Origin of the sequence: Roseateles noduli (assembly GCF_050626985.1) — a bacterium.
Lineage (GTDB): Bacteria > Pseudomonadota > Gammaproteobacteria > Burkholderiales > Burkholderiaceae_C > Roseateles > Roseateles noduli_A.
In genome coordinates this window covers 4,457,727-4,481,962 of the sequence record NZ_CP192463.1, presented here as the reverse complement: position 1 = coordinate 4,481,962, position 24,236 = coordinate 4,457,727, and the positions used below count along the sequence as shown (strand labels likewise).

Annotated in this window: 17 protein-coding genes; 7 read left to right on the top strand and 10 right to left on the bottom strand. The window is 68.4% G+C overall.

Translation table 11 applies throughout. The annotated features are described in order from the left end of the window. Window positions 1-32: 32 nt before the first annotated feature. The 6 genes from ACQ4L4_RS19455 to ACQ4L4_RS19430 all read right to left on the bottom strand — a co-directional run bounded on the left by ACQ4L4_RS19455 (window position 33) and on the right by ACQ4L4_RS19430 (window position 8,807). Window positions 33-2,912: a M16 family metallopeptidase gene (locus ACQ4L4_RS19455; protein WP_431100543.1), complete on the bottom strand. Its 2,880-nt coding sequence runs from the start codon at window positions 2,910-2,912 to the stop codon at window positions 33-35. A 167-nt stretch (window positions 2,913-3,079) separates the two neighbouring features. Then, window positions 3,080-3,946 carry a GNAT family N-acetyltransferase gene (locus ACQ4L4_RS19450; protein WP_431100542.1) on the bottom strand — a complete coding sequence of 289 codons (867 nt, stop codon included), beginning with the start codon at window positions 3,944-3,946 and terminating at the stop codon, window positions 3,080-3,082. A gap of 39 nt (window positions 3,947-3,985) precedes the next feature. Beyond that, window positions 3,986-4,957: an AEC family transporter gene (locus tag ACQ4L4_RS19445; RefSeq protein WP_431100541.1), complete on the bottom strand. Its 972-nt coding sequence runs from the start codon at window positions 4,955-4,957 to the stop codon at window positions 3,986-3,988. 180 nt (window positions 4,958-5,137) lie between these two features. Next, window positions 5,138-6,967, bottom strand: a complete 1,830-nt coding sequence (locus ACQ4L4_RS19440) for an ATP-binding protein (protein WP_377159471.1) — start codon at window positions 6,965-6,967, stop codon at window positions 5,138-5,140. A gap of 257 nt (window positions 6,968-7,224) precedes the next feature. Next, window positions 7,225-8,169, bottom strand: a complete 945-nt coding sequence (locus ACQ4L4_RS19435; protein WP_431100540.1) for a pyridoxamine 5'-phosphate oxidase family protein — start codon at window positions 8,167-8,169, stop codon at window positions 7,225-7,227. An 8-nt stretch (window positions 8,170-8,177) separates the two neighbouring features. Beyond that, complete coding sequence (locus ACQ4L4_RS19430) at window positions 8,178-8,807, bottom strand: glutathione S-transferase family protein (protein WP_431100539.1); 630 nt, start codon at window positions 8,805-8,807, stop codon at window positions 8,178-8,180. Window positions 8,808-8,945: 138 nt separating this feature from the next. Here ACQ4L4_RS19430 and ACQ4L4_RS19425 point away from each other — a divergent pair, with 138 nt between their 5' ends. Beyond that, the gene (locus ACQ4L4_RS19425; protein WP_431100538.1) at window positions 8,946-9,860 is read left to right on the top strand and encodes a LysR substrate-binding domain-containing protein; all 915 of its coding nucleotides are present in this window, start codon (window positions 8,946-8,948) and stop codon (window positions 9,858-9,860) included. A gap of 20 nt (window positions 9,861-9,880) precedes the next feature. Here ACQ4L4_RS19425 and ACQ4L4_RS19420 read toward each other — a convergent pair whose 3' ends face one another. Further along, window positions 9,881-12,538 (bottom strand): DNA topoisomerase III, encoded by a 2,658-nt coding sequence (locus ACQ4L4_RS19420; protein WP_431100537.1) that lies wholly within the window; start codon window positions 12,536-12,538, stop codon window positions 9,881-9,883. A 132-nt stretch (window positions 12,539-12,670) separates the two neighbouring features. On the opposite strand from ACQ4L4_RS19420, the gene ACQ4L4_RS19415 reads away from it, so the two are divergent. From ACQ4L4_RS19415 to ACQ4L4_RS19405, 3 genes are all read left to right on the top strand, one after another. Then, window positions 12,671-13,198, top strand: a complete 528-nt coding sequence (locus ACQ4L4_RS19415) for an SET domain-containing protein (RefSeq protein ID WP_431100536.1) — start codon at window positions 12,671-12,673, stop codon at window positions 13,196-13,198. A gap of 185 nt (window positions 13,199-13,383) precedes the next feature. Further along, a complete protein-coding gene (locus tag ACQ4L4_RS19410) occupies window positions 13,384-14,235 on the top strand; it encodes a biotin--[acetyl-CoA-carboxylase] ligase (protein ID WP_431100535.1) in 852 nt (283 codons plus the stop codon). Between the two features lie 6 nt (window positions 14,236-14,241). Beyond that, entirely contained in the window at window positions 14,242-14,934 is a 693-nt protein-coding gene (locus ACQ4L4_RS19405) for a hypothetical protein (protein WP_431100534.1), read from the top strand. 428 nt (window positions 14,935-15,362) lie between these two features. Here the strand turns inward: ACQ4L4_RS19405 and ACQ4L4_RS19400 are convergent, their stop codons facing one another. The 3 genes from ACQ4L4_RS19400 to tkt form a co-directional block, all read right to left on the bottom strand. Further along, complete coding sequence (locus tag ACQ4L4_RS19400; protein ID WP_431100533.1) at window positions 15,363-17,141, bottom strand: S8 family peptidase; 1,779 nt, start codon at window positions 17,139-17,141, stop codon at window positions 15,363-15,365. A 288-nt stretch (window positions 17,142-17,429) separates the two neighbouring features. Beyond that, on the bottom strand, window positions 17,430-18,428 hold the full coding sequence (gap, locus tag ACQ4L4_RS19395) for a type I glyceraldehyde-3-phosphate dehydrogenase (protein ID WP_067281231.1): 999 nt from the start codon (window positions 18,426-18,428) through the stop codon (window positions 17,430-17,432). 310 nt (window positions 18,429-18,738) lie between these two features. Then, window positions 18,739-20,835 carry a transketolase gene (gene tkt, locus ACQ4L4_RS19390; protein WP_431100532.1) on the bottom strand — a complete coding sequence of 699 codons (2,097 nt, stop codon included), beginning with the start codon at window positions 20,833-20,835 and terminating at the stop codon, window positions 18,739-18,741. A gap of 180 nt (window positions 20,836-21,015) precedes the next feature. Here tkt and murU point away from each other — a divergent pair, with 180 nt between their 5' ends. The 3 genes from murU to ACQ4L4_RS19375 all read left to right on the top strand — a co-directional run bounded on the left by murU (window position 21,016) and on the right by ACQ4L4_RS19375 (window position 24,149). Beyond that, on the top strand, window positions 21,016-21,708 hold the full coding sequence (gene murU, locus ACQ4L4_RS19385; RefSeq protein WP_431100531.1) for an N-acetylmuramate alpha-1-phosphate uridylyltransferase MurU: 693 nt from the start codon (window positions 21,016-21,018) through the stop codon (window positions 21,706-21,708). A gap of 529 nt (window positions 21,709-22,237) precedes the next feature. Then, window positions 22,238-22,609 carry a hypothetical protein gene (locus ACQ4L4_RS19380; protein ID WP_431100530.1) on the top strand — a complete coding sequence of 124 codons (372 nt, stop codon included), beginning with the start codon at window positions 22,238-22,240 and terminating at the stop codon, window positions 22,607-22,609. A 358-nt stretch (window positions 22,610-22,967) separates the two neighbouring features. Further along, window positions 22,968-24,149, top strand: coding sequence for an ATP-binding protein (locus ACQ4L4_RS19375; protein ID WP_431100529.1), 1,182 nt, complete (start codon window positions 22,968-22,970; stop codon window positions 24,147-24,149). The last annotated feature ends 87 nt before the right edge of the window (window positions 24,150-24,236 follow it).

Sequence of the window (24,236 nt, the reverse complement as noted above, 5' to 3'; positions counted from 1 at the left end):
CCCGCGATCTCAGCGCGGGAGGGAGCCTGTCATCACGGCTTCGCGGCCGAGGCCGGCGCCGACGGCGCGGTCACATCCACCGGCGCGCCCTGCAGGTCGCGGATCTCCAGCGGCTTGCGCCCCAGGGCCTCCAGCTGCGGCAGCACCTTTGCCTTGTCGCCGACGGCCACGACGATCAGCGCGGCCGGATCGACGTAGGTCTTCGTCGCCTTGTAGGCGCTGCTGGCGTTCACGGCGCCGTACTTGCGCGGCAGCGACGTGATGCTGTCCGCCGGCGCGCCGACGGCCCATTCGCTGGCGTAGCTCGAAGCCACGACGCGGTTGGTGTCGAACAGCCCCGGCAGCGCCAGCAGCTGCGCGTTGCGCACGCGGTTCAGCTCGTCGGCGCCCATCGGCTTGGCGCGCATGCCGTCGATCTCCTTGAACATGTCGGTCAGTGCGGGACCGGTGACGTCGGTGCGCACGCTGCCGCGGATGCCGAACAGGCCGCTGTCGCGGTTCATCGTGTAGGCCGAGTAGATGCCGTAGGTGTAGCCCTTGACCTCGCGCAGCTGCGTGTTGATGCGCGACGTGAAGAGACCGCCCATCGCGGCGTTCATGACCTTGATGTCCTCGGCGTCGGGCGTGCCGGCCTTCGGTCCGGGCGCGACGACGCTCAGCGCGGTCTGCGGCGCATTCGGCTTGTCGACCAGGATCACGCGGGCGGCGACCGGCTGCGGCGCGGCGGCGTTGACGGCGGCGGCGGCCGTCGCCGGACGCGCCCAGCCGCCGAACAGGCGCTCGGCCAGCGACTTCAGCTCGTCGGCCGAGATGTCGCCGGCGACCACCAGCGCGGCCTGGTCGGGCCGGTAATGCGTCGCCCAGAACTGGCGCAGCGCGGCGGCGTCGGTGGCCTTGATCGAGGCCTCGTCGCCGATCGCGGCCTTGGCCAGCGGATGGCCTTCGCCGTAGATCACGCGGTTGGAGACGACCGATGCCACGGCCGGCGCCTGCTCGCGCTGCTGCTGCAGCGCGGCCAGGCGCTGGTTCTGCATGCGCGCGATCTCGGCGGCGTCGAAGGCCGGGTGCAGGGTGACGTCCGCCATCAGCGCCAGCGTCTGCGCGAAGTTGCGCTTCAGGCTGCTGGCTTCGATGCGGGCCTCGTCGCGACCCGCGCCGCTGCTGATCGCCGCGCCCAGCGCGGCGGCCTCGTCGGCGATCTGCTGCGCGGTGCGCGTCTGCGTGCCCTGCTGCAGGATGCCGGCGGTGAAGCTCGACAGGCCGGGACGGTCCGCCGGGTTGGCGGTCTGGCCGGCGCGCACGACCAGCGTCGCGCTCACCAGCGGCAGGCCCGGGTTCGGCACGTGGATCAGCGTCAGCCCGTTGGCCAGCGTCAGGCGCTTGCCCTCCGGCAGCACCGAGGCCTTGGCCTTGCCGCCCTTGGGCTGCGTCTTGCGCCAGGCGACATCGGGGTTCATCGACTCGCGCTCGCCCTTGGCGGCCTTCTCGGGCATCGGCGGGGTGGGGACTTCAGCGGCCAGCTTCTGCTCGCCCGGCGTCGCCAGCACGACGACGCGCGCGTTCTTCTTCAGCTGCTGCGCGACGACGTCGCGGATCTTCTCCGGCGTGATCGCCTGGTAACGCGCCAGGTCCTTGCCGATGTAGTTCGGGTCGCCGGCCTGCTGGTTGTAGTAGTTGATCTGGTCCGCCAGGGCCTGGACCTTCTCCAGGCGCGCCAGCGTGCTGGTCTCGATGGCGGCGCGGGCGCGGACCATCTCTTCGGGTGTCGGCGGGTTGACGGACAGTTCGGCGACCGCGTCGTCGACGATCTTCTGGATCTCGTCCAGCGACTTGCCGGGACGCGCGATCACCTCGACCGAGAACACCGAACCCAGCGACAGCGAGTACTGCTGCACCTGCACCGACTGCGCCAGCTGCTTGTCGTAGACCAGCGTCTTGTAGAGGCGGCTGGACTTGCCGCCGCCCAGCACGTGGGAGGCGAGGTCCAGCTCCGCGTCGCCGGGCTGGAACACGGCGGGCGTGTGCCAGGCGATGTCCAGGCGGGGGAGCTCGATGCGGTCGGTCACCTCGACGCGCTTCTCCTCGGTCAGCTTCGGCTGCGGGACGTTGACCGGCGGCACCGGGTCACCGGCCTTCAACGGACCGAAGTACTTCTGCACCAGCTGCCTGGCCTGTGCGGGATCGAAGTCGCCGGCCAGCACCAGGGTCGCGTTGTTCGGGCGGTAGTAGCTGCGGGCGAAGGCCTTGACGTCGTTCAGCTTGATCGACTGGATGTCGGCATGCGAGCCGATCACCGTCGCGCGGTACGGATGGCCCTCCGGGAACAGCGCCTGGTACAGCGCTTCCTCGACGATGCCGTAGGGGCGGTTCTCGACGGACTGGCGGCGCTCGTTGCGCACGACGTCCTGCTGGTTGGCCAGCGACACCGAATCGACCTCGTCGATCATGTAGCCCAGCATGTCCGACTTCAGCCACAGGCCGAGTTCGAGCTGGTTCGAGGGCAGCGTGAAGAAGTAGTTCGTGCGATCGAAGTCGGTGGAGCCGTTGGAATCGGTGCCGCCGGCGGCGTCGATGATCTTGTCGGCCGCGCCGCGCGGGATGTGGCGGGTGCCGGCGAACATCAGGTGTTCGAACAGATGCGCGAAGCCGGTCTGGCCCGGGGCCTCGTTGCGCGGGCCGGCGTGCACCCAGAGGTTGAAGGCCACCAGCGGCAGGCGGTGGTCCTCGACCAGGATCACCTCGAAGCCGTTGGCCAGCTTCACCTTCTCCAGCTTCACGTTGAGCGTGCCGCCGACGGTGGTGACGGCGCTGGTGCCGGCCGCGGCCGGCGCGGCCAGCGCGCTGTTGATGCCGCCGAGGGCGGTCAGGACGGCCAGGGTGATGGCGGCGGGTGCCGCGGGCATGAATCGCATGGTGGGACGCTTCCCTTCAATGTTGGTGCGGGGCACGCTAACCAAAGCGGGCCTCCCTCACAAGTGCCGGAACTCTGAAAGATCAAGGTTTGGCGAGCTGGAACCGATCGTGCGGTCGGTGCCACGTCAAGGCCTCGTCAACACGAGGCCTTGTCCAACGAGCGCTGTCACAGCGGGCGCAGCATCAGTTGTTGATGCAGCGGCTGCGGCACGGCGCCCAAGGCGCGCAGTGTGGCACCGCCAAGGTCCTCGCGCTGCAGTTGCGGCACGCGCAGGCGGCGTTCCGGATACACCGCGGCGATGGCCTGGATCAGCGCGCGGGCTTCGTCCGGTCGCGGCGCGATGAAGCTGTGGACCATCACGGTCTCGTCGGGCAGGCTGAAGACGATCTGGCTGTCGGCGGTCTGCCAGCCGTGATAGTCGATGCCGTGCCGGATCGTGGCCGCGGTCACCTGCAGCGGCAGATCGGGAATGCGCTGCTCGGCGGCCTCCAGCCAGCCCAGCAGATGGGGCATGTCGATCGCATGAGGCGCGCCGGTGGTCGAGGGCGCGGGCGCGATCGTGCCGGGCTCGGCCACGAAGCCGAACAGGTCATGCTGCCTGCGGAAGCCGCGTCCCTCATACAGGCGTCGGGCTCGCTCGTTCTGCGCGAAGACCTCGAGCTCCACGGCCCGCAGCCCTGCAGAGGCTGCGCGGGCGATGAAGTCATCGAGCAGCGCGGGCGCGGCTCCGGTGCCGCGCGCTGCGGGCAGCGCGCCCATGGTCGCGAGGCGCCAGCGATTCGACACCGGCCGCTGCGCGACGAACGCGAAGGCCAACGGCGCGCCGGCCGCGTCGAGCGCGACGCGCGACAGCGGCAGGTCGACGCCCTGACGCGCGAGGAACATCGGCCACTGCGCGAACGGGATCTGGAACGGACCGATCAGGTAATCGGCGAACGCGTCGGTGAACGCGGCATGGAGGACCTCCGGCGCGACCTCGTCGCCGCGGACGAAGGAGAAGTCTGCGCTCGAGGTGGTCGTCGTTTCCGTCATGTCGTCCTTGTGTTCAGAGGCAAAGATCGGAAGGCCCGTTCACGTGAGCCACGCCGGAATCGCTAGCCAGATCGGCGCCGTCGCCGCGAACAGCAGCGTGCCCAGCACGATGGCGCCGGAGGCTTCGGCCTCCAGCGTCCGGTAGCGTTGCGCGAACATCATCGCGTTCGAGCCCGGCGGCAGCGCGGCCATCATGACGATGACGGCGAGCGGCATGCCCGACAGCCCGAAGCCCCAGTGCGCGATGCCCAGCACCAGCGCCGGCAGCACCAGCAGCTTGAGCGCGGCCAGGCCGAGCAGCGTGCGCATCGCGCCGCGCGGCAGGCCGTAGTAGGACAGCGACATCCCGATCAGCACCAGGCACAGCGGCACGACCGCGCTGCCCAGCATCTGCAGCACCTCGACCAGCACGGCGGGCAGCGGGATGCCGGTGGCGTGCCAGGCGAAGCCGCAGAGCACCGGCAGCACGACCGGGTGGATGACGGTGTTGCGCATCGTCGTGAGGATGGTCCGCTTCAGGCTCGCGCCGTGGGGCGTGTGGCGGGCGAGGTCCATCTCGACGAGGACGGTGGCGATGGTCAGCAGCGTCAGCGCGTGCAGGCTGACCACGGTGATGTGGACTGCGAGGCCGCTTTCGCCGAACACGCCGGCGACCAGCGGCACGCCGACCTGCAGCGTGTTGCCGAAGCTCGCGGTGATGCTGCGCACGGCGGGGGCGGCGGGGCTGTCGGGGTGGCGCTTGCGCTCGTACAGGTAGACGGCGACCAGCATCAGCACCACCGGTGCGAAGAAGGCGGCCACGGTGAGCCAGGGCAGTTCGGAGATCTCCACGCGCGCGGTGGTGCGGAACATCAGCGCGGGGACGAAGAGATAGAACGCGATGTTCGAGAGGATGCGGGCCGGGTCGTTCTCGCCGCCGGCCTTGCCCAGCCAGCGCATGTGCCCGACGAACCAGCCCATGCCCGCGGCGATGAAGATCGCCAGCAGCTTGTAGAACAGGACGGCAGTCATGGCGGAGGAGTATGCCGCTGCGCACCTCCCGACCGCGCGCCGCCCGCACACCGCGGTCCTCCAACGACGCCGAAGTCAGCGATCGCCACTGGGGCCGGAATGGTGCTGGGGGTTCCCGGAGGGATGCCCCCTGCACCGTGGAGTGCCCGCGCCTGGCGAAGCGAAGTCCGAAGGGCCGCGTCAGGAAGCCAGCGGCAGCTCCAGCGCGAAGCTGAACTTGCTGCCCTCATCCGGCGAGGTCTCGACGGTGATCTCCCCGCCCATGAGCCGCACCAGTTGCTGGCTGATCGCCAGCCCGAGCCCGGTGCCGCCGGTGCGGCGCGACTGGTCCGCCACCTGCTCGAAGGGCTGGAACAGTCGTTCCATCTGCTCCGGCGCCATGCCGATGCCGGTGTCCGAGACGGTGAAGCGCAGCATCAGGCTACTGGGTCCCTGCGCGACCACGTCGACGGTGAGGCCGATGCGCCCGTGGTCGGTGAACTTCACCGCGTTGGACAGCAGGTTCAGCAGCACCTGCCGCAGCCGCTGCCCGTCCGCCCGCACGCGCGAGGGCAGTTGCGGGTCCAGCTGCACGGCGAAGGCCAGGCCCTTCTCGGCCGCGCGCGGTCGTATCGATTCGCTGCAGATCTCCAGCAGGGCCCGCAGGTCGAGCGGGCTCATCTGCAGCGTCAGCTTGCCGGCCTCGATGCTGGCGACGTCCAGCAGGTCGGTGATCAGCACCAGCAGGTGTTCGCCCGATTCGCGCATCAGCCTGATGCGATGCTGCTGGGCCGGGCTGAGCGAACTGTCCATCTGCAGCAGCTGCGCGAAGCCGAGGATCGCGTTCAGCGGCGTGCGGAACTCGTGGCTCATCGTTGCGAGGAACCGGCTTTTCGCCTGGTTCGCGGCTTCCGCGCGCTGCTTGGACTGGGACAGCTCGACCGTGCGCTCGGTGACGAGCTCCTCGAGATGGTCGCGATGCTGCGTCAGTTCCTGTTCCGCCAGCCGGCGCAGCGTGATGTCGCTGACCAGGCCCTCAATGCGCGGCGCGCCGTCCAGCACCAGATGCAGGCTGAGTTCGACCCACAGGTCGCGGCCGTCACGCGTCGTGACCAGCAGCGGCACCTGCTGCAGCAGCCGGTGGCGCTCCAGCGCGCGGGCCAGCCGGCGGTACTCGTGGTGTTCGATGCGCACCATGCGCCGCAGGGTCACGCCTTGCGCGTCCTCGGGACGCCCCAGCCCCAGCATCTGCGCCAGCGCCTTGTTCACGCGCAGCAGCCGTCCGTGGCCGTCGGCCTGGAAGATGCCTTCGGCCGCGTTCTCGAACAGGCTGCGGTAGCGCTGCTCGCTGCTGCGCAGCCCTTCGGCGAAGTCGAGCAGCTTGGCGCTCATCGCGTTGAGCTGCTCGGTCAGGTCGCCGATCTCGTCGGCATGCTCGGGCTCGATGTGGGCGCCGAGCTCGCCGCTCGCCACACGTTGCGCCAGTCCGCGCAGGCGGGAGACCGGGCGCTCCACCAGCCGCCGCACCAGCACGTAACTGGTCAGTCCGATCGCCAGCAGCACCGTCGCCAGCAGGCTGGCCACCAGTCGCCGCGTCTCGCCCAGGGTCTGGTCGATGTAGCTGCGCGTGTAGACCAGCGTCGCGCGGCCCAGCGCACCCGCCGGGCCTTGCGCGCCGGCGCGGTGGCTCAACTCGAATTCGAGCGAGAGCGGCCGCACCGCCGGCGTCTGGCGCGAGCGCTGCAGCGTCTCCAGCCCCGGCGCCGCCAGCGTGATCGACTGAACCTCCGGATCCGCCATCACGGCGTCCAGCAGCTCCGACAGCGCGGCACTGTCCAGGTTCCAGACCGGCTCCGCGAAGCCGCGCGCCACCAGCTGCGCCATGCGCTGCTGGCGCTCGATCAGCGCCTCGTTGAGTTCGTGCTCGTGGCGGTCGACCCAGTACAGGCCGATCAAGCCCACCAGCACCGTCGCGCTGAGGCTCAGCGCAGCGACCAGCCGCGTCTGGATGCTCAGCGTCGATCGACCCATGACCGCATGCCCTCTCCTGATCCGCAAAATTGTTTGCGGTCGAGTGTCGCGCAAATGCGAGGGGCGTCCGAAGATTGAGGCACGAACCGGCCCCCCAGGATTTCACGGGTTGCGAATTGGGGGAGCGCGAAAGGGCCGCCCGCGTGGCCTGCGATCGAAGCCGGGCGCGACCGGTGCCCCTCTCCGCTCAATCGCCTGCGCATGCTCGGCATTCGCTTCGAGGGGCACCGGTCGCGCCCGGCTTCTCCAACTGGGGACTAACGTGGGTCCGGTTCTGGCTCGGCGGTGAATTGAGGCGCGAGACGCGCTTCGTTCCAGCGCCAGGGCAGGGCGCCGGGGCGGCGCAGCCCGGCCGTGACGCGCAGGGTCAGTCCGTGCTTGTCGTCGGTCCAGGTGACGTCGGACTCGGCGGCCAGGTGCAGCAGCTCGCCGCGCGCGTAGTCCGGCACCAGCAAGCCCGCGCGCGGATGACGCAGCAGGTTGCCCAGCGTCATGAAGAAGCGGTTGCCGGGAAACTCCGGGATCCACAGCGTGATGCCGCCGTCCAGTCGTCGTTCTGCCCGGATGAAGCCGGGCGGGCCGCCGCGGTGCGAGACGTCGACACCGTCCGCGCGCCCGTCGCCGGGCACCGGCGCCGACGCGCTCGCGATGAACAGGGTGTCCGCGGCCTCGATCAGCGCCAGCGCGCCGTCATCGAGCGCCGCGCACAGCGGCTGCGCCAATGCGGGCGGCGCATCGTCCCAGGCCAGCGGATCACGCGCCTGGATGTACTTCGGGCAATTGCCGAAGCTCTGCACGACGCCGACCGACAGACGTTCGCCGGACAGCGCGAGCAGCCGCCCGTTCATGCGGTTGCGCCGGCGGGTGTGCGGCTCGAGCCCGAGCAGCCCCACCGGCGCGCCCGGTCCGCGCGCCCGCAGCGCGGCGAGCGCGGGATCCTGGCCGTCCAGCGCCGCAGCCACCGTCATCGTCCGCGCGTCCGGAGTCGCGACGAAGCCGGGCGGGCCCGCCAGCATCGTCGCCCACGGCTGGCCCGCGGCATCGATCGCGCCGAGCAACAGCGTCGGCAGCTTGTTGAACAGCTCGCGGTGCTGGTCGGGCATGTGGTCCCGGACCACCTGGGGGCCGATCTCGGCCATGCGCGCGCGGACGCCCATCCGTTCCTGCAGCGTCTGCTCGCCGGGGTGCCAGGTCGTGTCCATGGCGGGCCTCAGAACTTGTCCGGCAGCGGCTTGAAGCGCGGCAGCGCCTCGATGCGCGCCAGCCAGCCGCGCAGGCGGGGGTAGTCGGCCAGCGACACGCCGCCCAGCGGCGCCTGCGCCGTGTAGCCGTAGAAGGCCACGTCGGCCAGCGTCGGGCGGTCAGCGATCAGGAAGTCGGTGCGGGAGAGCTGCTCCTCGATGAGCGCGAACAGCCGGTGTCCCAACGCCAACGAGGCCGGATCGACCGGCAACCCGGTCAGCGCGCGGAAACGCGGCGTCGCCGCGCCCGGCCCGAGCAGGCTCACCGACAGGCTGAACCAGCGCTGCTGCCAGGCGGCCTCGATGGCATCGCGCGGCAGCCAGCCGGCATCGGGCGCGTAGCGCGTCGCCAGGTAGACCAGGATCGCGTTGCTCTCCGGCAGGACCAGATCGCCGTCCTCCAGCACCGGCACCTGGCTGAGCGGATTCATCGCCACGAACGCCGGTTGCCGTTGATCGCCGCCGGCCAGGTCGATGTCGACCATCGTGCAGGGCAGGTCGAGCAGGGACAGCAGCAGCTCGACGCGGTGGCTATGGCCGGAGGCGGCCACGCGATGCAGACGGAACGGCGCGGACGGGCGGAGGACGGAGGCGTTCATCGGGGAGGGCTCCAGCGGAGGTCTTCAGAGGCCCGTACCGTAGCTCTTGCAGTCGCTGGCTGGAATGCCGATGGCGGATCATTCAGAATTGCAGCTGCCGAAATAATGTGACGCTGCGGGCTTGCGGCGTCCCTGGACATGGATCACCTCGACCGCCTGCGCTGCTTCGTCGCCGTGGCCGACACGCAGAGCTTCGCCGCTGCCGCGCGACGGATGGGTTGCTCCGCGCCGGCCGCCACGCGCGCCATCGCGGCCCTGGAGCAGCGGCTCGGCGTGCAGCTGTTCCAGCGCAGCACGCGCTCGGTGCGGTTGACCGAGGCCGGGGAGCGCTTCGTCGTCGACTGCCGTCGCATCCTCGGCGACCTCGACGAATCGGAGGCCGCGGCGGCCGGGGCGCAGGCCGAGCCGGCGGGCCTGCTGTCGCTGACCGCGCCGTCGATGTTCGGACGGCAACACGTGGCCCCGCTCGCCGCGGAGTTCCTCCAGCAGCACGCGCGGATCCGGCTGAAGCTGCTGCTGGTCGACCGGGTCGTGTCGCTGCTGGACGAGGGGCTGGACCTGGCGGTGCGGATCGCCCATCTGCCGGATTCAGGATTGACCGCGGTGCCGGTGGGCGCGATGCGACGGGTGATCGTGGCCTCGCCCGACTATCTGCGCCGTGCCGGTGAACCGCGCACGCCGCGGGACCTCGTCGACCACCGGATCATCGCCAGCTACTTCGACGGCCAGAGCATGACGCCCTGGCGCTTCCGCGACGGCCCGCAAGCGCTGTCGCCCACGCTGATGGTGAACGACAACGCCGCGGGCATCGCGGCGGCGGTGGCCGGTGTGGGCCTGGCGCGGTGCCAGGTCTATCAGGCGGCGGACGCGGTGCGGAGCGGCCTGCTGCGCATCGTGCTCGCCAACCATGAAGTGCCGGCGGCGCCGGTGCATCTCGTCCATGCCGCCGGGCGTCGCGTGCCCGCGTCGCTGCGGCTGCTGGTGGACTTCATGGCCGCGCGGCTGCGCGCCGAGCCGGTGCTGGGCGGCGACGCGTTCCTGCGCGCGCCCTAGCGCCGTGCATCGCGAGGGAATCAGCCCTTCGCCGTCGCCTTCTTCGCCGCGACCTTCTTGGCTGCGGGCGTCTTGGCCGCGGGTTTTGCGCCGGTCTTGGCGCCCGGCTTCGCGGCGCGCGGCTCGAACTCGAAGATCACCTTGCCTTCCTTCTTGTCGTAGGTCAGGAAGGCCTTGAACTTGCGACGCGTCTTGTTGGAGACGAAGTTCTCCAGCAGGTCCGTCTTGCCGGTCGCGAGCAGCTTGCTCATCTGCTCGGGCTCGATCGGCTGCTGCAGGATGATCTTGCCGCTCTTGAAGTCGCAGCTGACCTTGTCGCCGACCGCGTGCTCGCAGACGTAGTTGCTGCCGAAGTCGAAGACGCGGCCGTTGCACTTCGGGCAGGGGCCCAGCGGCGTGTGAGCGCTGAAGTCCACCGGCTCGCCGTTCTCCTCGGCCTTCTTCGCGTCCTCGCCGAAGTCGAACTCCAGCTTCCAGTTGTCGATCTCGGCGTCGAACACCAGCGCCAGCTCGGCCGTGAACGGCCAGCCGGCCTTGGAGCGGAAGCCCTCCAGCGGACCGACCTTCTTGTCGCGCAGGAAGGTCTCTACCTCGGCCAGCTCGAAGCTGCGGCCGCCCGGGATCTTGGGGATCGAGAAGCCGCACTCGTCGCCGTTGCCGACCTTGCCGGTGCAGGTGAAGCGGCGGTAGTTCTCCTTGACCACGCCGCCGCACTTCGGACACGGCGTCTTCAGCGTCGCGTAGTCGCCGGGGATGGTGTCGCGGTCGTATTCCTTGGCTTTGCGCACGACCTTCTCGGTCATCGCGGCGATCTCGGCCATGAAGGCCTCGCGCTTGAGGCGACCCTTCTCCATCTCGGACAGCTGGAACTCCCAGTTGCCGGTCAGCTCGGGCTTGGTCAGTTCCTCCACGCCCAGGCCGCGCAGCAGCGTCATCAGCTGGAAGGCCTTGGCGGTGGGGATCATCTCGCGGCCTTCGCGCAGCATGTACTTCTCGGCCAGCAGCCCTTCGATGATCGCGGCGCGCGTGGCCGGCGTGCCCAGGCCCTTCTCGGCCATGGCCTCGCGCAGCTCGTCGTCGTCGACCAGCTTGCCCGCGCCTTCCATCGCCGACAGCAGCGTCGCTTCCGTGTAGCGCGCCGGCGGCTTGGTCACCAGCGCCTTCACCTCGGTGCCCTCGGTGCGCACCACCTCGCCGGCCTTCACCGGTACCAGCATCGCGCCGCTGGTGCCCGGCTCGGCGTTCTCGTCGGTCGCTTCCTTGCCGTAGACGGCCTGCCAGCCCGGCTTCACCAGCACCTTGCCGTTGGTCTGGAACGCATAGGACTTCTCCGGCGTCTTCACCGTCGAGATCCGCGTCGTGACCTGGAACTCGGCCGGCGGGAAGAACACGGCCAGGAAGCGCTTGACGACCATGTCGTAGAGCTTGGCCTCGGCCTCGGTCAGGCTGCGCGGCGGTTGCAGCGTCGGGATGATCGCGAAGTGGTCCGACACCTTGGTGTTGTCGAAGACCTTCTTCGTCGGCTTGATGTAGCCCTTGTCCAGCGCCGTCTTCGCGTGCTGCGCCAGCGCCTGCAGCGGCCCGGGCATGTCCTCGCTGGCGATCATGCGCGCGGTGTCCTGCGCGACGATCAGGTAGTCCTCGGGCAGGTAGCGGGAGTCGGTCCGCGGGTAGGTCAGCACCTTGTGCTTTTCATACAGCGCCTGCGCCAGGCCCAGCGTCGTCTTGGCCGAGAAGCCGAAGCGCGAGTTGGCCTCGCGCTGCAGCGTGGTCAGGTCGTACAGGCCGGGGCTGGCCGTCGTGCTGGGCTTGGATTCCTCGGTCACCGTCGCGGGCTGGCCCAGCGCGGCGGCGGCGATGGCATCGGCCTCCGCCTGCGTCCAGACGCGGTCCGCGCGCTGCTCGGGATCGTCGGCGTTCTTCTTGAACGCGGGGTCGAACCACTTGCCCTCGTACTGGCCGGCCTCGGCGTCGAAGCTGCCGCGGATTTCCCAGTAGTCGCGGTAGACGTGCTTGCGGATCTTCTCCTCGCGCTCGACGACGATGGACAGCGTCGGCGTCTGCACGCGGCCCACGGTGGTCAGGAAGAAGCCGCCGTCGCGCGAGTTGAACGCGGTCATCGCCCGCGTGCCGTTGATGCCCACCAGCCAGTCGGCTTCCGAGCGGCAACGCGCCGCGTCGGCCAGCGGCAGCATCTGCTGGTCGGTGCGCAGGCGCTCGAAGCCGTCGCGGATCGCCTGCGGCGTCATCGACTGCAGCCACAGCCGGCTCACCGGCTTGGCGACCTGCGCCTTGGCGGTGCCGGCGTACTGGACGATCAGGCGGAAGATCAGTTCCCCTTCGCGCCCCGCGTCACACGCGTTGATCAGCGAGGTCACGTCCTTGCGCTTGATCAGCTTGACCAGCGCGTTGAGCCGGCCCTTGCTCTTGTCGATCGGGTTCAGATCGAAGTGGGGCGGGATCACCGGCAGGTGGGCAAAACTCCACTTGCCGCGTTTGACGTCGAACTCCTCCGGCGCCTTGATCTCCACCAGATGGCCGACGGCCGAGCTGACGACGTACGCGTCGTTCTCGAAATACTCGTCATGCTTCTCGAACTTGCCCGACAGCGCGGTCAGCGCCTTGACGATGTCTTGCGCCACCGACGGCTTCTCCGCGATCACCAATGCCTTGCTCATGCGCTTGCTTCTTTCCTCTTCGTTCAGGCGTCCAAGATCTTCATGAACGTCTGCCTACAATCCGGCCTCGCGCGCCTACGTACGTGTGTACACGCGCGCGCACCCATGAATTCAATGTACCGGACTCGCTCCATGCCGCAACCGCGCCCCGCTCCGAGTGTTCCCGCCCCCGCCGACGATGCCGTCGCTCCTCCCGTGACCCGGAGAAGCGCCCGGATCCAGGTCCGGGCCTCCGGCGTGCATGGCCGCGGCGTGTACGCGCTGGTGCCGCTGCAGGCCGGCGAGAAGCTCATCGAATACAAGGGCGAGCACATCGACTGGGACGAAGCGCTGCGTCGCCATCCGCACGATCCGTCGCAACCGGACCATACCTTCTACTTTCACCTTGAGACCGGCGGGGTCATCGACGCGGCGGTCGACGGCAACAACGCGCGCTGGATCAACCACGCCTGCAGCCCCAACTGCGAGGCGCGCGAGCTCGACGGCCGGGTGTTCATCCATGCCTTGACGGACATTTCCCCTGGCGAGGAGCTGTTCTACGACTATGGTCTGGTGATCGACGAACGCTATACGCCCAAGCTGAAGAAGCGGTTCGAGTGCCGCTGCGGCACGCCGGGCTGCCGCGGCACGATGCTGGCGCCCAAGGACAGGAAGCGCTGAGCGGCGTCCAGAGCGGGCAGGGAACGTCGGAGGTCGCCGACGCACCCTGTCAGGTCCTACAGCCACCGATTCGCGGTGCAGGCCCCCGGACGATGACCATCTCCCTCTAGACTCGGACCATTCACGACCACCGGGCCGCTCGGCCCGGGAAGACCAAGACGGATCGCAAGATCACATTCGCGGCGATGCAAGAACATCAGAACTGGGGCGCTGAGGCCCTGTGGCAAGACCTGGAGCCGTTGCTGCCGGGGCTCAGCATCGAGGTGCTGGCGCGGGTCGAATCGACCAACGCCACGCTGATCGATCGCGTGCGCCGCGACGAGGGCACCGTGGCCACGGGGCGCGCCGGCGATCGTCCGTACGGACGGCGCCAGCACGACCTGCACCCCTGCCTGCTCATCGCCGAACACCAGACCCACGGCCGCGGCCGGCAGGGTCGCGCCTGGCACAGCACGCCAGGCGCGTCGCTGACCTTCTCGCTGTCGATGCCGGTGGAGGTCGCGGACTGGTCCGGACTGTCGCTGGTCGTCGGCGCGGCGATCGCCGAGGCGCTCGACCCCGACGGCAGCCGCCTCGGCCTGAAATGGCCCAACGACCTGTGGCTGGACGAGCGCAAGCTCGGCGGCATCCTGATCGAGACCGTGCCCGCGGGCAGCTCGCGCATGGCGGTGGTCGGCGTGGGCCTGAACGTGTCGGACCGCGCGAAGGTCGCGGAGTCGCAGTTGAACACCGGCTTCGCCTGCCTGCAGGAACTGATTCCCGACGTCACGCCGCCGCAGGCGCTGGCGCGGCTGGCGCCGGTGCTGGTGAAGGCGCTGGCGGCGTTCCCGCAGACCGGATTCGGTGCCTGGCGCGAGCGCTTCGCGCGCCGCGACCTGCTTCAGGGCAAGGCGATCACCGCCGGCGCGCTGGAAGGCACCGGCGCGGGCGTCAACGATCGCGGTGAACTGCTGATCGACACCCCGCAGGGTCGCCAGACGGTCAGCGGCGGCGAGGTCAGCGTGCGGCTCGGCGGCGCGTCCGCCGGACAGGGGTAAGCCACGATGCTGCGCGCCGCGGTCGTCCTGCTCTTCGTCGTCAACGTGCTGGTGTTCGCGTGGAACAAGGGGTGGATCGCCGGTGTGGCACCCGCCACGCCAAGACTGGACCAGCAGATCAATCCGGAGCGGCTGTCGCTGCTCAACCAGAAGGCCGTCACGCAGCTCGCCGCGCGGTCTTGCCTGGAGCTGGGGCCGCTGATCGGCGATGAGCTGCTCAAGCGCGCCAATGCGGCGCTGACGGGCGCCGGAATTCCGGCGTCGTCGATCGAGGCCAATGCCGTCAACACCGGCGGCGTGTGGGCGCTGGCGACGATCAAGATGCCGAGCAAGGACTTCCGCGAACGCAAGGAAGAGACCTACCGCGGCGCCAGGATCGCGTTCGAGCCGCTGCAGGGCTTCCCCGACGAGCAGCCCACGCTGGTGCTCAGCAAGCACGACAGCGAAGCGGCGGCGCAGGCGGCCCTCGACGGGATGACCAAGCGGAACTACAAGGGCCTGCGCGTGATGCGTCTGCAAGAGCCGCTGCAGCAGACCACGCTGCGGCTGGCACGGCTGGACGGCGTCCAGACCGGGAAGCTGAATGCGCTGGCCAATCCGCCCTGGGGCGAGAAGCGCAAGGATTGCTCCGTGGAGGCGCCGGCCGCTTCATCCGCGGCAAGCGCGGCGAACGGCTCAGGGTCGGGTGCGAGCCGCTGACGGCAAGACCTGACCCCCTCTGACCGCCCTTGACCCTTGGCCCTTGGCCCCGCTCAGGGGGAGAGTGCTGAAGCCTTCTTACCCCCTCTCCCGCTTGCGGGAGAGCAACCGCGTCAAGCGTCCGCGGACAGGAATGAGGGCGGGGCCGGCGTCGTCGATGGGAGAGCCCGTCGAAGCGCTCTCGCTCCCTCTCCCGCTTGCGGGAGAGGGCAGGGGTGAGGGCCAGCGGCGGTGGAAGTACTGCAGCCCTCTTGCTGCTCCGCCCCGCTTGCGGGACACCGCCTACCTGACGAGTTCCGGGCGTTGGCCGCCTATGCGTGGGGCCCCCGCGGCAAGCGCGGAAACCCCACGCATAGCCGTCCCCAACCAGCTTCGTACTGCCCCGGTTTTGCGACCGAGGACTTCGTGGATGTGGATCTCAGGCTCGATTACTTCGAGCGGATCCTGGCGAGACGCGGCTTCGGCCAACGCAGCGCCACGATCGCCAGGACCAGGCCTGCCAGCCACAGACCGCTCATCGCGCCACCACCGCCACCACCCGACGACGTGTCGGTGGGCGTTGTCGGCGTGGTGGGAGTCGTCGGGGTCGTGGCAGGCGTCACTGCAAGCACGGCCGCATTCGCATCCAACATCCCGGCGCCGCACGTGCTGGTCGTGCAGTTGCACTCGAGCTGCGGTTGCGTGCTGTTGCCCGCCACGCACTGCGCGACACCTGCGGCAGCCGCCGGGAAGGCCCGTGCGGACGATTGCAGCGCGGTCTTGATCTGCGCCGGCGTCAGGCTCGAATTCACCGACAGCATCAGCGCGATCGTGCCGCTGACCAGCGGCGTGGAGAAGCTCGTGCCGGTGCCGGTGTAGTTGAAGGCATTGCTGGCCGCGACCGGCGTGGTCGTGCCGCTGTTGCTGGTGGACAGGATCGGGTACAGGCAGGTACCGGTCGTGTTGACGCAGTTGCCGCCCGGCGCACTGATGGTGATCTGCGGGCCCAGATTGGAGAAGCCGACCTTGGTCCCCGCATGGCGCAGGCCCGCCACCGCGATGACGTTGTTGCAGTTGGCCGGCGTGCCGACGGCGACGCCGCCTTCCTTGGTCGGGTCGTCGTTCTCGACGCCGTTGCCGGCGGCTGCGACGACCGTCGCGCCCACCCCGACGGCCGCGTTGATCGCGTCCTGATAGGTGCCCGAGCAGGTCCCGTCGCCGCCCAGGCTCATGTTGATGACCTTGGCCGGGGTGGTGTTGGTGGGCAGGCCCGGCACGGTGACGCCCGCCGCCCAGCGCATGCCCGCGGCGATGTCGGAGGCCCAGCCGCCGCACTTGCCCAGCACGCGCACCGGCTGGACCTTCGCGCCGTAGGCGAGGCCGGCCATGCCCTGGCCGTTGTTGGCGATGGCCGCGATCAGGCCCGAGACGCGCGTGCCGTGCCAGGAGCTGGAGCCGATGTCGTCCGCCGTGCAACTGGTGCCCAGCCGGCCGCTGTCGATGTCGGACTGGTCGACCCAGTCGCCGGGATCGCTCGGGTCGCTGTCGGCGCCGTCGCCGTCATTGGCGGTCGCGATCACGCTGGTGCCGCTGTTGCCGAAGCCGATCATGTCGTAGCCCTGGACGAACTGGCCGGCCAGGTCCGGGTGGTCCATGCGCGCGCCGGTATCCAGCACCGCGACGACGACGCCCGTGCCGGTCGACTTGTCCCAGGCCGCCGGTGCATTGATCGAGGACAGCACCGTGGCGTCCGGCGCCTTCAGGTACCACTGGCCCGCGGTGACGCCCGCCGACGCGGCGGTCGCATACAGCGGATCGTTGGGCACGGAGAAATGCTTCTGCCAGCGGTCGACCTCGACCGACTCGACATCGCCGTCGGTGGCCAGCCGCTTGGCGAGCTCGGCCGAGCTCATGCCGCTGGCCGTGTAGACGTGGGTGCGGCTGTCCAGGCTGCGACGCGCGTGCAGCGTGGCCGCGTGTCTCATGCCCAACGTGGTGCCGCGCACCTGCGCGATGTCCTTCGCTTCGGAGGCCGTCGCCCGCACGGCGAGCGGCCGTGCCTTGACCGCATCCGCCTGCGCCTTGAAGCGCACGATCACGCGGGCGAAATCGGGTTGTTGATCCGGCTTCAGGGCGGTGCCGGTGACCGCGCCGGCGGTGCCGGCTCCGAACAACCCGAGTACAGCCACGACAGCAGCCAGACGCTTCGGCAAAGACAGCACGGACATGCGGAAACTCCACAAAACTGAGCTAACCAGTTTATGTGTGAGGCCCACAAGAAATTGCTAATGCGATGACACATTTGCTGCGAGGCATCACCTCCAAAGGGGGATTACTCACGCAAATTTGAGTCAGCTAACGTCGAAGTGGTGACCGTTCGTATCGGGGACGGTTTCGGCATGCCGGGAGGCCTTGAAGGACGCCTTGAGAGACGCGCGCGACCCGGACGTGGCGGAAACGAAAAAGCCCCGCCGGGGCGGGGCTTCGGGAGGCGGGAAAGAGGCCGCCGGTGGCGCTTACTTGGCGACGACCTTGACCATCTCGAGCACCTTGTTCGAGTAGCCCCACTCGTTGTCGTACCAGGACACCAGCTTGACGAAGGTGCCGTCCAGCGCGATGCCGGCGTCGGCGTCGAAGATGGAGGTGCGCGGGTCGCCGCGGAAGTCGGTGGCGACGACCTTGTCCTCGGTGTAGCCCAGCACGCCCTTCAGGGCGCCTTCGCTCTGGGCCTTCATTTCGGCGCAGATCTCGGCGTAGGTGGCGTTGTTGTTGAGCTCGACGGTCAGGTCGACGACGGAGACGTCGGAGGTCGGCACGCGGAAGGACATGCCCGTCAGCTTCTTGTTCAGCTCGGGGATCACGACGCCCACGGCCTTGGCGGCGCCGGTGGAGGACGGGATGATGTTCTCGAGGATGCCGCGGCCGCCGCGCCAGTCCTTGTTGGACGGGCCGTCGACGGTCTTCTGCGTGGCGGTGGTGGCGTGCACCGTGGTCATCAGGCCGCGCTTGATGCCCCACTTGTCGTTCAGCACCTTGGCCAGCGGGGCCAGGCAGTTGGTGGTGCAGCTGGCATTGGAGATGATGGCCTGGCCGGCGTAGGTCTTGTCGTTGACGCCGTAGACGAACATCGGGGTGTCGTCCTTGGACGGGGCCGACATGATGACCTTCTTGGCGCCGGCGGTCAGATGCTTCTCGCCGGTTTCCTTGGTCAGGAACAGGCCGGTGGCTTCGACGACGATGTCGGCGCCGACCTCGTTCCACTTCAGCTCGGCGGGATCCTTGACCTGGGTCAGGCGGATGCGCTGGCCGTTGACGATCAGCGTGTTGCCGTCGACCGCCACGTCGCCGTCGAAGCGGCCGTGGACGCTGTCGTACTTCAGCATGTAGGCCAGGTAATCGGGCTCGAGCAGGTCGTTGATGGCGACGATCTGGATGTCCTTGAAGTTCGCCACGGCGGCGCGGAACACCATGCGGCCGATGCGACCGAACCCGTTGATACCGATCTTGATGGTCATGAGGAATGTCTCCTGCGAGTGAAATGAATCGATGACGTCATGGGCGCGTCGCCCAGCCAGTGGACGTCGTGCCGCGGAGGTGTTCGGTCCGGCGCGTCGAGCGGGGCTGCGAGGCAGCGGGCCGGGGCGCCGGGAACCCTCGATTTGAACAGATCGGCGACGACCGACGTTTCGAGCGGGTTACCGGGTTACGAGGAATTTCAAAGCGTGGGTACATCGCCGGTGCGGGACGCTTCGTTCGAAGCTGCACGCCCAGCAAAAAGGGGTGCCGAAGCACCCCTTTGCTGTCGATCGCCGAAGCGGTCGTGGCTTACTTCAGGCGCGCCTTGCCCAGCACCACCTTGACGGTGTCGGCGACGTTCTCCGGCGTGAAGCCGAAGTGCTTGAACAGCACGTTGGCCGGAGCCGATTCGCCATAGGTGTCCAGGCCGACGACGGCGGACACGCCGTACTTCCACCACAGGTCGGTCACGCCGGCCTCGATGGCGACGCGCGGCAGGCCGTCCGGCAGCACGCCCTTCTTGTACTTGGCGTCCTGGCGGTCGAACAGGCTCGTGCAAGGCATCGAGACCACGCGCACCGGGATGCCGGCCACGGCCAGCTGCTGCTGCGCCGCGATGGCCAGCTGCACTTCCGAGCCGGTGGCGATCAGCACCGCCTGTGCCTTCTTCTTCAGGCCGACGTCGGCCGGCTCGCTCAGCACGTAGCCGCCGGTGGTGATGGCGTCGACGGCCTCGCCCGACTTCTTCAGGTAGGGCAGGTTCTGGCGGCTCAGCGCCAGCACGCTGGGGCGCTGGCTGTTGGCCAGGGCCAGCGTCCAGGCCACCGCGGTTTCAGCGGTGTCGGCGGGACGCCAGACGTCCAGGCCGGGGATCAGTCTCAGGCTGGAGACGTGCTCGACGGACTGGTGGGTCGGACCGTCTTCGCCCAGGCCGATGGAGTCGTGCGTGAACACGTGGATCACGCGCTGCTTCATCAGCGCGGCCATGCGGATCGCGTTGCGGCTGTAGTCGCTGAAGGTCAGGAAGGTGCCGCCGTAGGGGATGAAACCGCCGTGCAGCGCGACGCCGTTCATGATGGCGGCCATGCCGAACTCGCGCACGCCGTAGTTGATGTGGCGGCCGCCGTTGGAGCTGCCGTCCTCTTCCAGGCGGAAGGCGGGCGTGCTCTTGGTGTTGGTCAGGTTGGAGCCGGTCAGGTCGGCCGAGCCGCCCAGCAGTTCGGGCATCGCGGCGGTGAAGGCTTCCAGCGCGATCTGGCTGGCCTTGCGGGAGGCGACGGTCTCCGCCTTCTCATGCGCGCCGATGACGGCCTGCGCGGCGACGTCGGCGAAGTTGGGCGGCAGCACGCCGGCGATGCGGCGGGAGAACTCCGCGGCCAGTTCCGGGAACTGCGTCGCGTAGGCGTCGAACTTCTCGTCCCAGGCCTTTTCGAAACCGGTGCCGGCGTCCTTGGCGTCCCAGTCGGCGTAGACCTCGGCGGGCAGCACGAAGGGCTCATGCGACCAGCCCAGCGCTTCGCGGGTCAGCTTGATTTCCTCGGCGCCGAGCGGCTCGCCGTGGGCCTTCGACGTGTTGGCGCGGTTCGGGCTGCCCTTGCCGATGTGGGTCTTCGCGATGATCAGCGAGGGCTTGTCCTTGCTGGTCTTGGCCAGCGCGATGGCGGCGTCGACGGCGTCGACGTCATGGCCGTCGACCGGGCCGACGACGTTCCAGCCGTAGGCTTCGAAGCGCTTGGCGGTGTCGTCGCCGAACCAGGGACCGACCTGGCCGTCGATGGAGATGCCGTTGTCGTCGTAGATCGCGATCAGCTTGTTCAGCTTCCACGAGCCGGCCAGCGAGCAGGCTTCATGGCTGATGCCTTCCATCAGGCAGCCGTCGCCGAGGAAGGCGTAGGTGTGATGGTCGACGATGGTGTGGCCGTCGCGGTTGAATTCCTTGGCGAGCTGCTTCTCAGCCAGCGCGAAGCCGACGGCGTTGGTGATGCCCTGGCCGAGCGGGCCGGTGGTGGTCTCGACGCCGGGGGTGATGCCGACTTCCGGATGGCCCGGCGTCTTGGAGTGCATCTGGCGGAAGGCCTTGAGCTCGGAGACGGGCAGGTCATAGCCGGTCAGGTGCAGCAGGGCGTAGATCAGCATCGAGCCGTGGCCGTTGGACAGCACGAAGCGGTCGCGGTCGGCCCACTGCGGGTTGGCCGGGTTGTGGCGCAGGTGGCGCTTCCACAGCGCGACGGCGATCTCGGCCATGCCCATCGGGGCGCCCGGGTGGCCGGAGTTGGCCTGCTGGACGGCGTCCATCGCCAGGGCACGGATGGCGTTGGCCATCTGGGTGGTGTTCGGGGTGACGACGGCAGCGCTGGTCTCGGCCATGGTGTTGGTCTCGGGCAGGAGTTGGGGCAAACCCGGCATTCTAGTGACCCGCCGCAAACTCGCTTTGGGCGCCCCGCTTCGTTGCGAATCCTCGCCATAGCTGGGCTATGGCTCCGGTTCACGCCTAGCGGTGCATCCCAAAGCGAGTCCGCGGCGGGTCACTAGATCGAGCGGTGAGGTAGAACACTACACTCGCGCTCGATATTTCCTGGATTGACGATGCGAGCCATGATCCTCGCGGCCGGGCGCGGCGAGCGCATGCGGCCGCTGACCGACCACACGCCCAAGCCCTTGCTGAAGGTGCGCGGCAAGCCGCTGATCGAGTGGCACATCGAGGCGTTCGCGCGGGCCGGGATCCGGGACATCGTGATCAACACGGCGTGGCTGCACGAGCAGTTCGAAGCGACGCTGGGCGACGGCGCGCGATTCGGCGTGACGCTCCACTACAGCCACGAAGGCGAGCGCTACGGCCGCGCGCTGGAGACGGGCGGCGGCATCGCGACGGCGCTGGACCTGCTGTGCACGGACGGCGACGACGCGTTCTGGGCGGTGTCCGCGGACATCTTCATTCCCGACTTCGAGTTCGACCCGGCGAAGGCCGCGGCCTTCGCGGCGAGCCCGCTGCTGGCGCACCTGTGGTTCGTGCCGAAACAGCCGCGGCACCCGACGGGGGACTTCGGCATCGACGCGGAAGGCTTCGCGACGATCGATGGCGATCTCGAGGTCTACAGCAACATCGGTCTGTACAAGCGCGCGTTCTTCGACGGCGTGCAGCCGGGGCAGCACCAGCGCATCCGCGCGAGCCTCGACCGCGCGATCCACGCGCGGGCGGTGACGGCCGAGCTCTACACGGGGCCGTGGGCGAATGTGGGGTCGCCGGAGCAGTTGGAAGAGCTCAACGGCAAGGACTGACAACGAGCAGCCTGTTTTGAGATCGCAATTTGCGATCTCAAACGATGAGACCCGGAAACGAGAAACCCGCCTTTTGCACGTCTGCTTGTGCAGAACCCTGGCCGAAACCAGGACGTGGGGCGGGTGTGTTGGGATGAGGTCTACGCGGCAACTTCGGGATGAAGCAAGGGCCGTGTGGCGTCGTTGAAGACGACCTGACAAGACCTGGCCCTTCGGTGGGAAGCGGATCCCCCACACGACCCCACGATGGCGGAATCGCCGGAGCGCTTTGATCTTTATCAGAGAGTGATTCGTCGACCGGTTGCACGATGCACGCAGGTGCTTCAAACACCTTGAGAAGCGCGCCACCTCAGACGTGGTGCGACCCCAATCATTCGATTGCGGGCGAGATGGGTCATTCCGCGAGGATGGCCGCACTTCGTTCTCAGGTGTTTGAACATCTCGCCCACCCCTTCGATTCGATCGACCGCATGTCGCGGCTCGGCGGTCGAAGCCGGTGGTTTCCAAAGTTCTTCGGAGTCTTACGAACATGGGAACCCTGCATCAAACGCGTATCAACGAAGCGCGCGGTCCGATCCGCGATCGCCGTCCGCTGGCGGGCTGCGACGTCGGCTCGCTCATCAGCCTTCAAAACGAATGGGGCATGAGCGACGCGCAGCTCTTCGGCCTGCGCCTCGGCGCCGACGCTTTGTGCCTGCGCACGGACGTGTCCGTCGCCTCGGCAATCGCCAACCTGCGTCACACGCTGGTGTCCGCAGCGGCGACGCTGTCGATGGTCGAGGACAACTGCGTCGAGGGCGATCCGTCTCGCCACGTGGTCGAGAGCGTGCGTCAGTCGCTGCGTGAAGGCCTCGGCATGCTGGGCATCGTCAGCCGCGCGGTCGACGAGGTCCCCGTTTGAGATCGCAGATTGCGATCTCAGAGGATGAGGCATCGTTGTTGAATTGGGGAGGAATCGAAGGGCGCAGTGCAGACTGCGCCCTTCGTCGCTTCGTGAGCGGAAGTCGACGGAGAAAAAGGGCGATCCAGTGACGCGGATCCACCCAGGCTACGCAACAGATTGGTGCACCTGCTGTGGACAAGACCTGACCCTCTTCCTACCTAGGAAGGAGGCGCCAGAAGTCTTTGATTTAAATCAGAGAGCGTTTCGTTCGACGCGCAGAGCATGCGTACTCGTAACTCCGATTGCGGCTCGACAAATCAGAGCGGCGCTCGGCGATCTCGTTCCGCCTCGTTGAATCGATCTGGAGAAGTAGCCTGTGTCCATCTTTCATCGCACTGCGCTGGCCCAAGAGCTGGCAACCCACATCCTGGATGACGACCTTGCGCCTGCACGGTCGGGCCTCTTTCTCGGCGCCCGTCGTCGCACCGGCAAGTCGACGTTCCTGCAGCAGGACCTCTGCCCGGAACTGAAGCGCCGCGGCGCCATCGTCATCTATATCGACCTCTGGGAGGATCTGGATCAGGACCCAGGCGATGTCATCATCGAGGCCATCCGCGCAGAGCTGGCGCAGCATGAAGGTGTTGTCATGCGCCTTGCCCGTTCGGCCGGCTTGGAGCGGGTGAACATGGCCGGCGTCGCATTCACGATGGACCGGGTCGGCCTGGGCAAGCAGGTCTCTCTCGCGAAGGCGTTGGCCGCGCTTTCCGATGAGTGCCAGCGAATGATCGTGCTCATCGTCGACGAAGCGCAACATGCGACCACGACCGAGAAGGGGAGCACGGCGCTCTATGCCATGAAGGCCGCGCGCGACAAGCTGAACATGGGGCCGCATCACGGACTGCGCATCGTGGCGACGGGCTCGAATCGCGACAAACTGGCTGTGATGGTGGAGTGGAAGGACCAAGCGTTCTTCTGCGCACCGATGAAGGAATTCCCTCCGCTGGGTGCCGATTTCCTGGACTGGATCTGCAAACGCGCACCGGCTTCGGCGGCGTTGACCGTGGACGCACTGGCGAGGCTCTTCGAGCGTTCCGGCTATCGTCCTGAGTGGATGCAGGAAGGGCTGAGCGCACTTGCTGCGCGAGACGATTGGACCCCTGCGACTGCAGCCGCCGCCTTTGAGGAGGCCGTCGAGGCGCGCGCCGAGATGCGGATTCAGAGCCTGCTCGGTCTGGTGGGACTGCTCAGCCCGCTCCAATCAGCCGTGCTGCGCGTGCTCGCAGCGCAGGGGCGGCGTTTCGTGCCCTTCTGGGATCGCACCCTGGAAACCTACCGGCTCGTGATCGAGGTGGACGACGGCAACAAGGTCAGCGAGTCCATCAGCGTCGAGAACGTTCGACTGGCCCTGGATGCACTGAAGGACAAGGGGTTCCTCTGGCGTTCTCCCCACGGCATCTACGCCCTGGAGGAGTTCGGCATTCGTGAGGCGCTGGAGGAGGGGCGCCTGCTGACGGAGTCGACGCAGCGTGTCACGCTGATGGGGCGCCAAGCTGCCTGAAGCGGAACGCGGGCTGGATGCCACGCATTCAGCCCGCGAGCAGCACCCCTGCGGCGACCTTCTACGCGAAAGTCGCAGCAGTCAAAC

Coding starts and splice junctions, on each gene's coding strand:
- ACQ4L4_RS19455 (WP_431100543.1), bottom strand. CDS start 2,912: ATGCGATTCATGCCCGCGGCACCCGCCGCCATCACCCTGGCCGTCCTG.
- ACQ4L4_RS19450 (WP_431100542.1), bottom strand. CDS start 3,946: ATGACGGAAACGACGACCACCTCGAGCGCAGACTTCTCCTTCGTCCGC.
- ACQ4L4_RS19445 (WP_431100541.1), bottom strand. CDS start 4,957: ATGACTGCCGTCCTGTTCTACAAGCTGCTGGCGATCTTCATCGCCGCG.
- ACQ4L4_RS19440 (WP_377159471.1), bottom strand. CDS start 6,967: ATGGGTCGATCGACGCTGAGCATCCAGACGCGGCTGGTCGCTGCGCTG.
- ACQ4L4_RS19435 (WP_431100540.1), bottom strand. CDS start 8,169: ATGGACACGACCTGGCACCCCGGCGAGCAGACGCTGCAGGAACGGATG.
- ACQ4L4_RS19430 (WP_431100539.1), bottom strand. CDS start 8,807: ATGAACGCCTCCGTCCTCCGCCCGTCCGCGCCGTTCCGTCTGCATCGC.
- ACQ4L4_RS19425 (WP_431100538.1), top strand. CDS start 8,946: ATGGATCACCTCGACCGCCTGCGCTGCTTCGTCGCCGTGGCCGACACG.
- ACQ4L4_RS19420 (WP_431100537.1), bottom strand. CDS start 12,538: ATGAGCAAGGCATTGGTGATCGCGGAGAAGCCGTCGGTGGCGCAAGAC.
- ACQ4L4_RS19415 (WP_431100536.1), top strand. CDS start 12,671: ATGCCGCAACCGCGCCCCGCTCCGAGTGTTCCCGCCCCCGCCGACGAT.
- ACQ4L4_RS19410 (WP_431100535.1), top strand. CDS start 13,384: ATGCAAGAACATCAGAACTGGGGCGCTGAGGCCCTGTGGCAAGACCTG.
- ACQ4L4_RS19405 (WP_431100534.1), top strand. CDS start 14,242: ATGCTGCGCGCCGCGGTCGTCCTGCTCTTCGTCGTCAACGTGCTGGTG.
- ACQ4L4_RS19400 (WP_431100533.1), bottom strand. CDS start 17,141: ATGTCCGTGCTGTCTTTGCCGAAGCGTCTGGCTGCTGTCGTGGCTGTA.
- gap (WP_067281231.1), bottom strand. CDS start 18,428: ATGACCATCAAGATCGGTATCAACGGGTTCGGTCGCATCGGCCGCATG.
- tkt (WP_431100532.1), bottom strand. CDS start 20,835: ATGCCGGGTTTGCCCCAACTCCTGCCCGAGACCAACACCATGGCCGAG.
- murU (WP_431100531.1), top strand. CDS start 21,016: ATGCGAGCCATGATCCTCGCGGCCGGGCGCGGCGAGCGCATGCGGCCG.
- ACQ4L4_RS19380 (WP_431100530.1), top strand. CDS start 22,238: ATGGGAACCCTGCATCAAACGCGTATCAACGAAGCGCGCGGTCCGATC.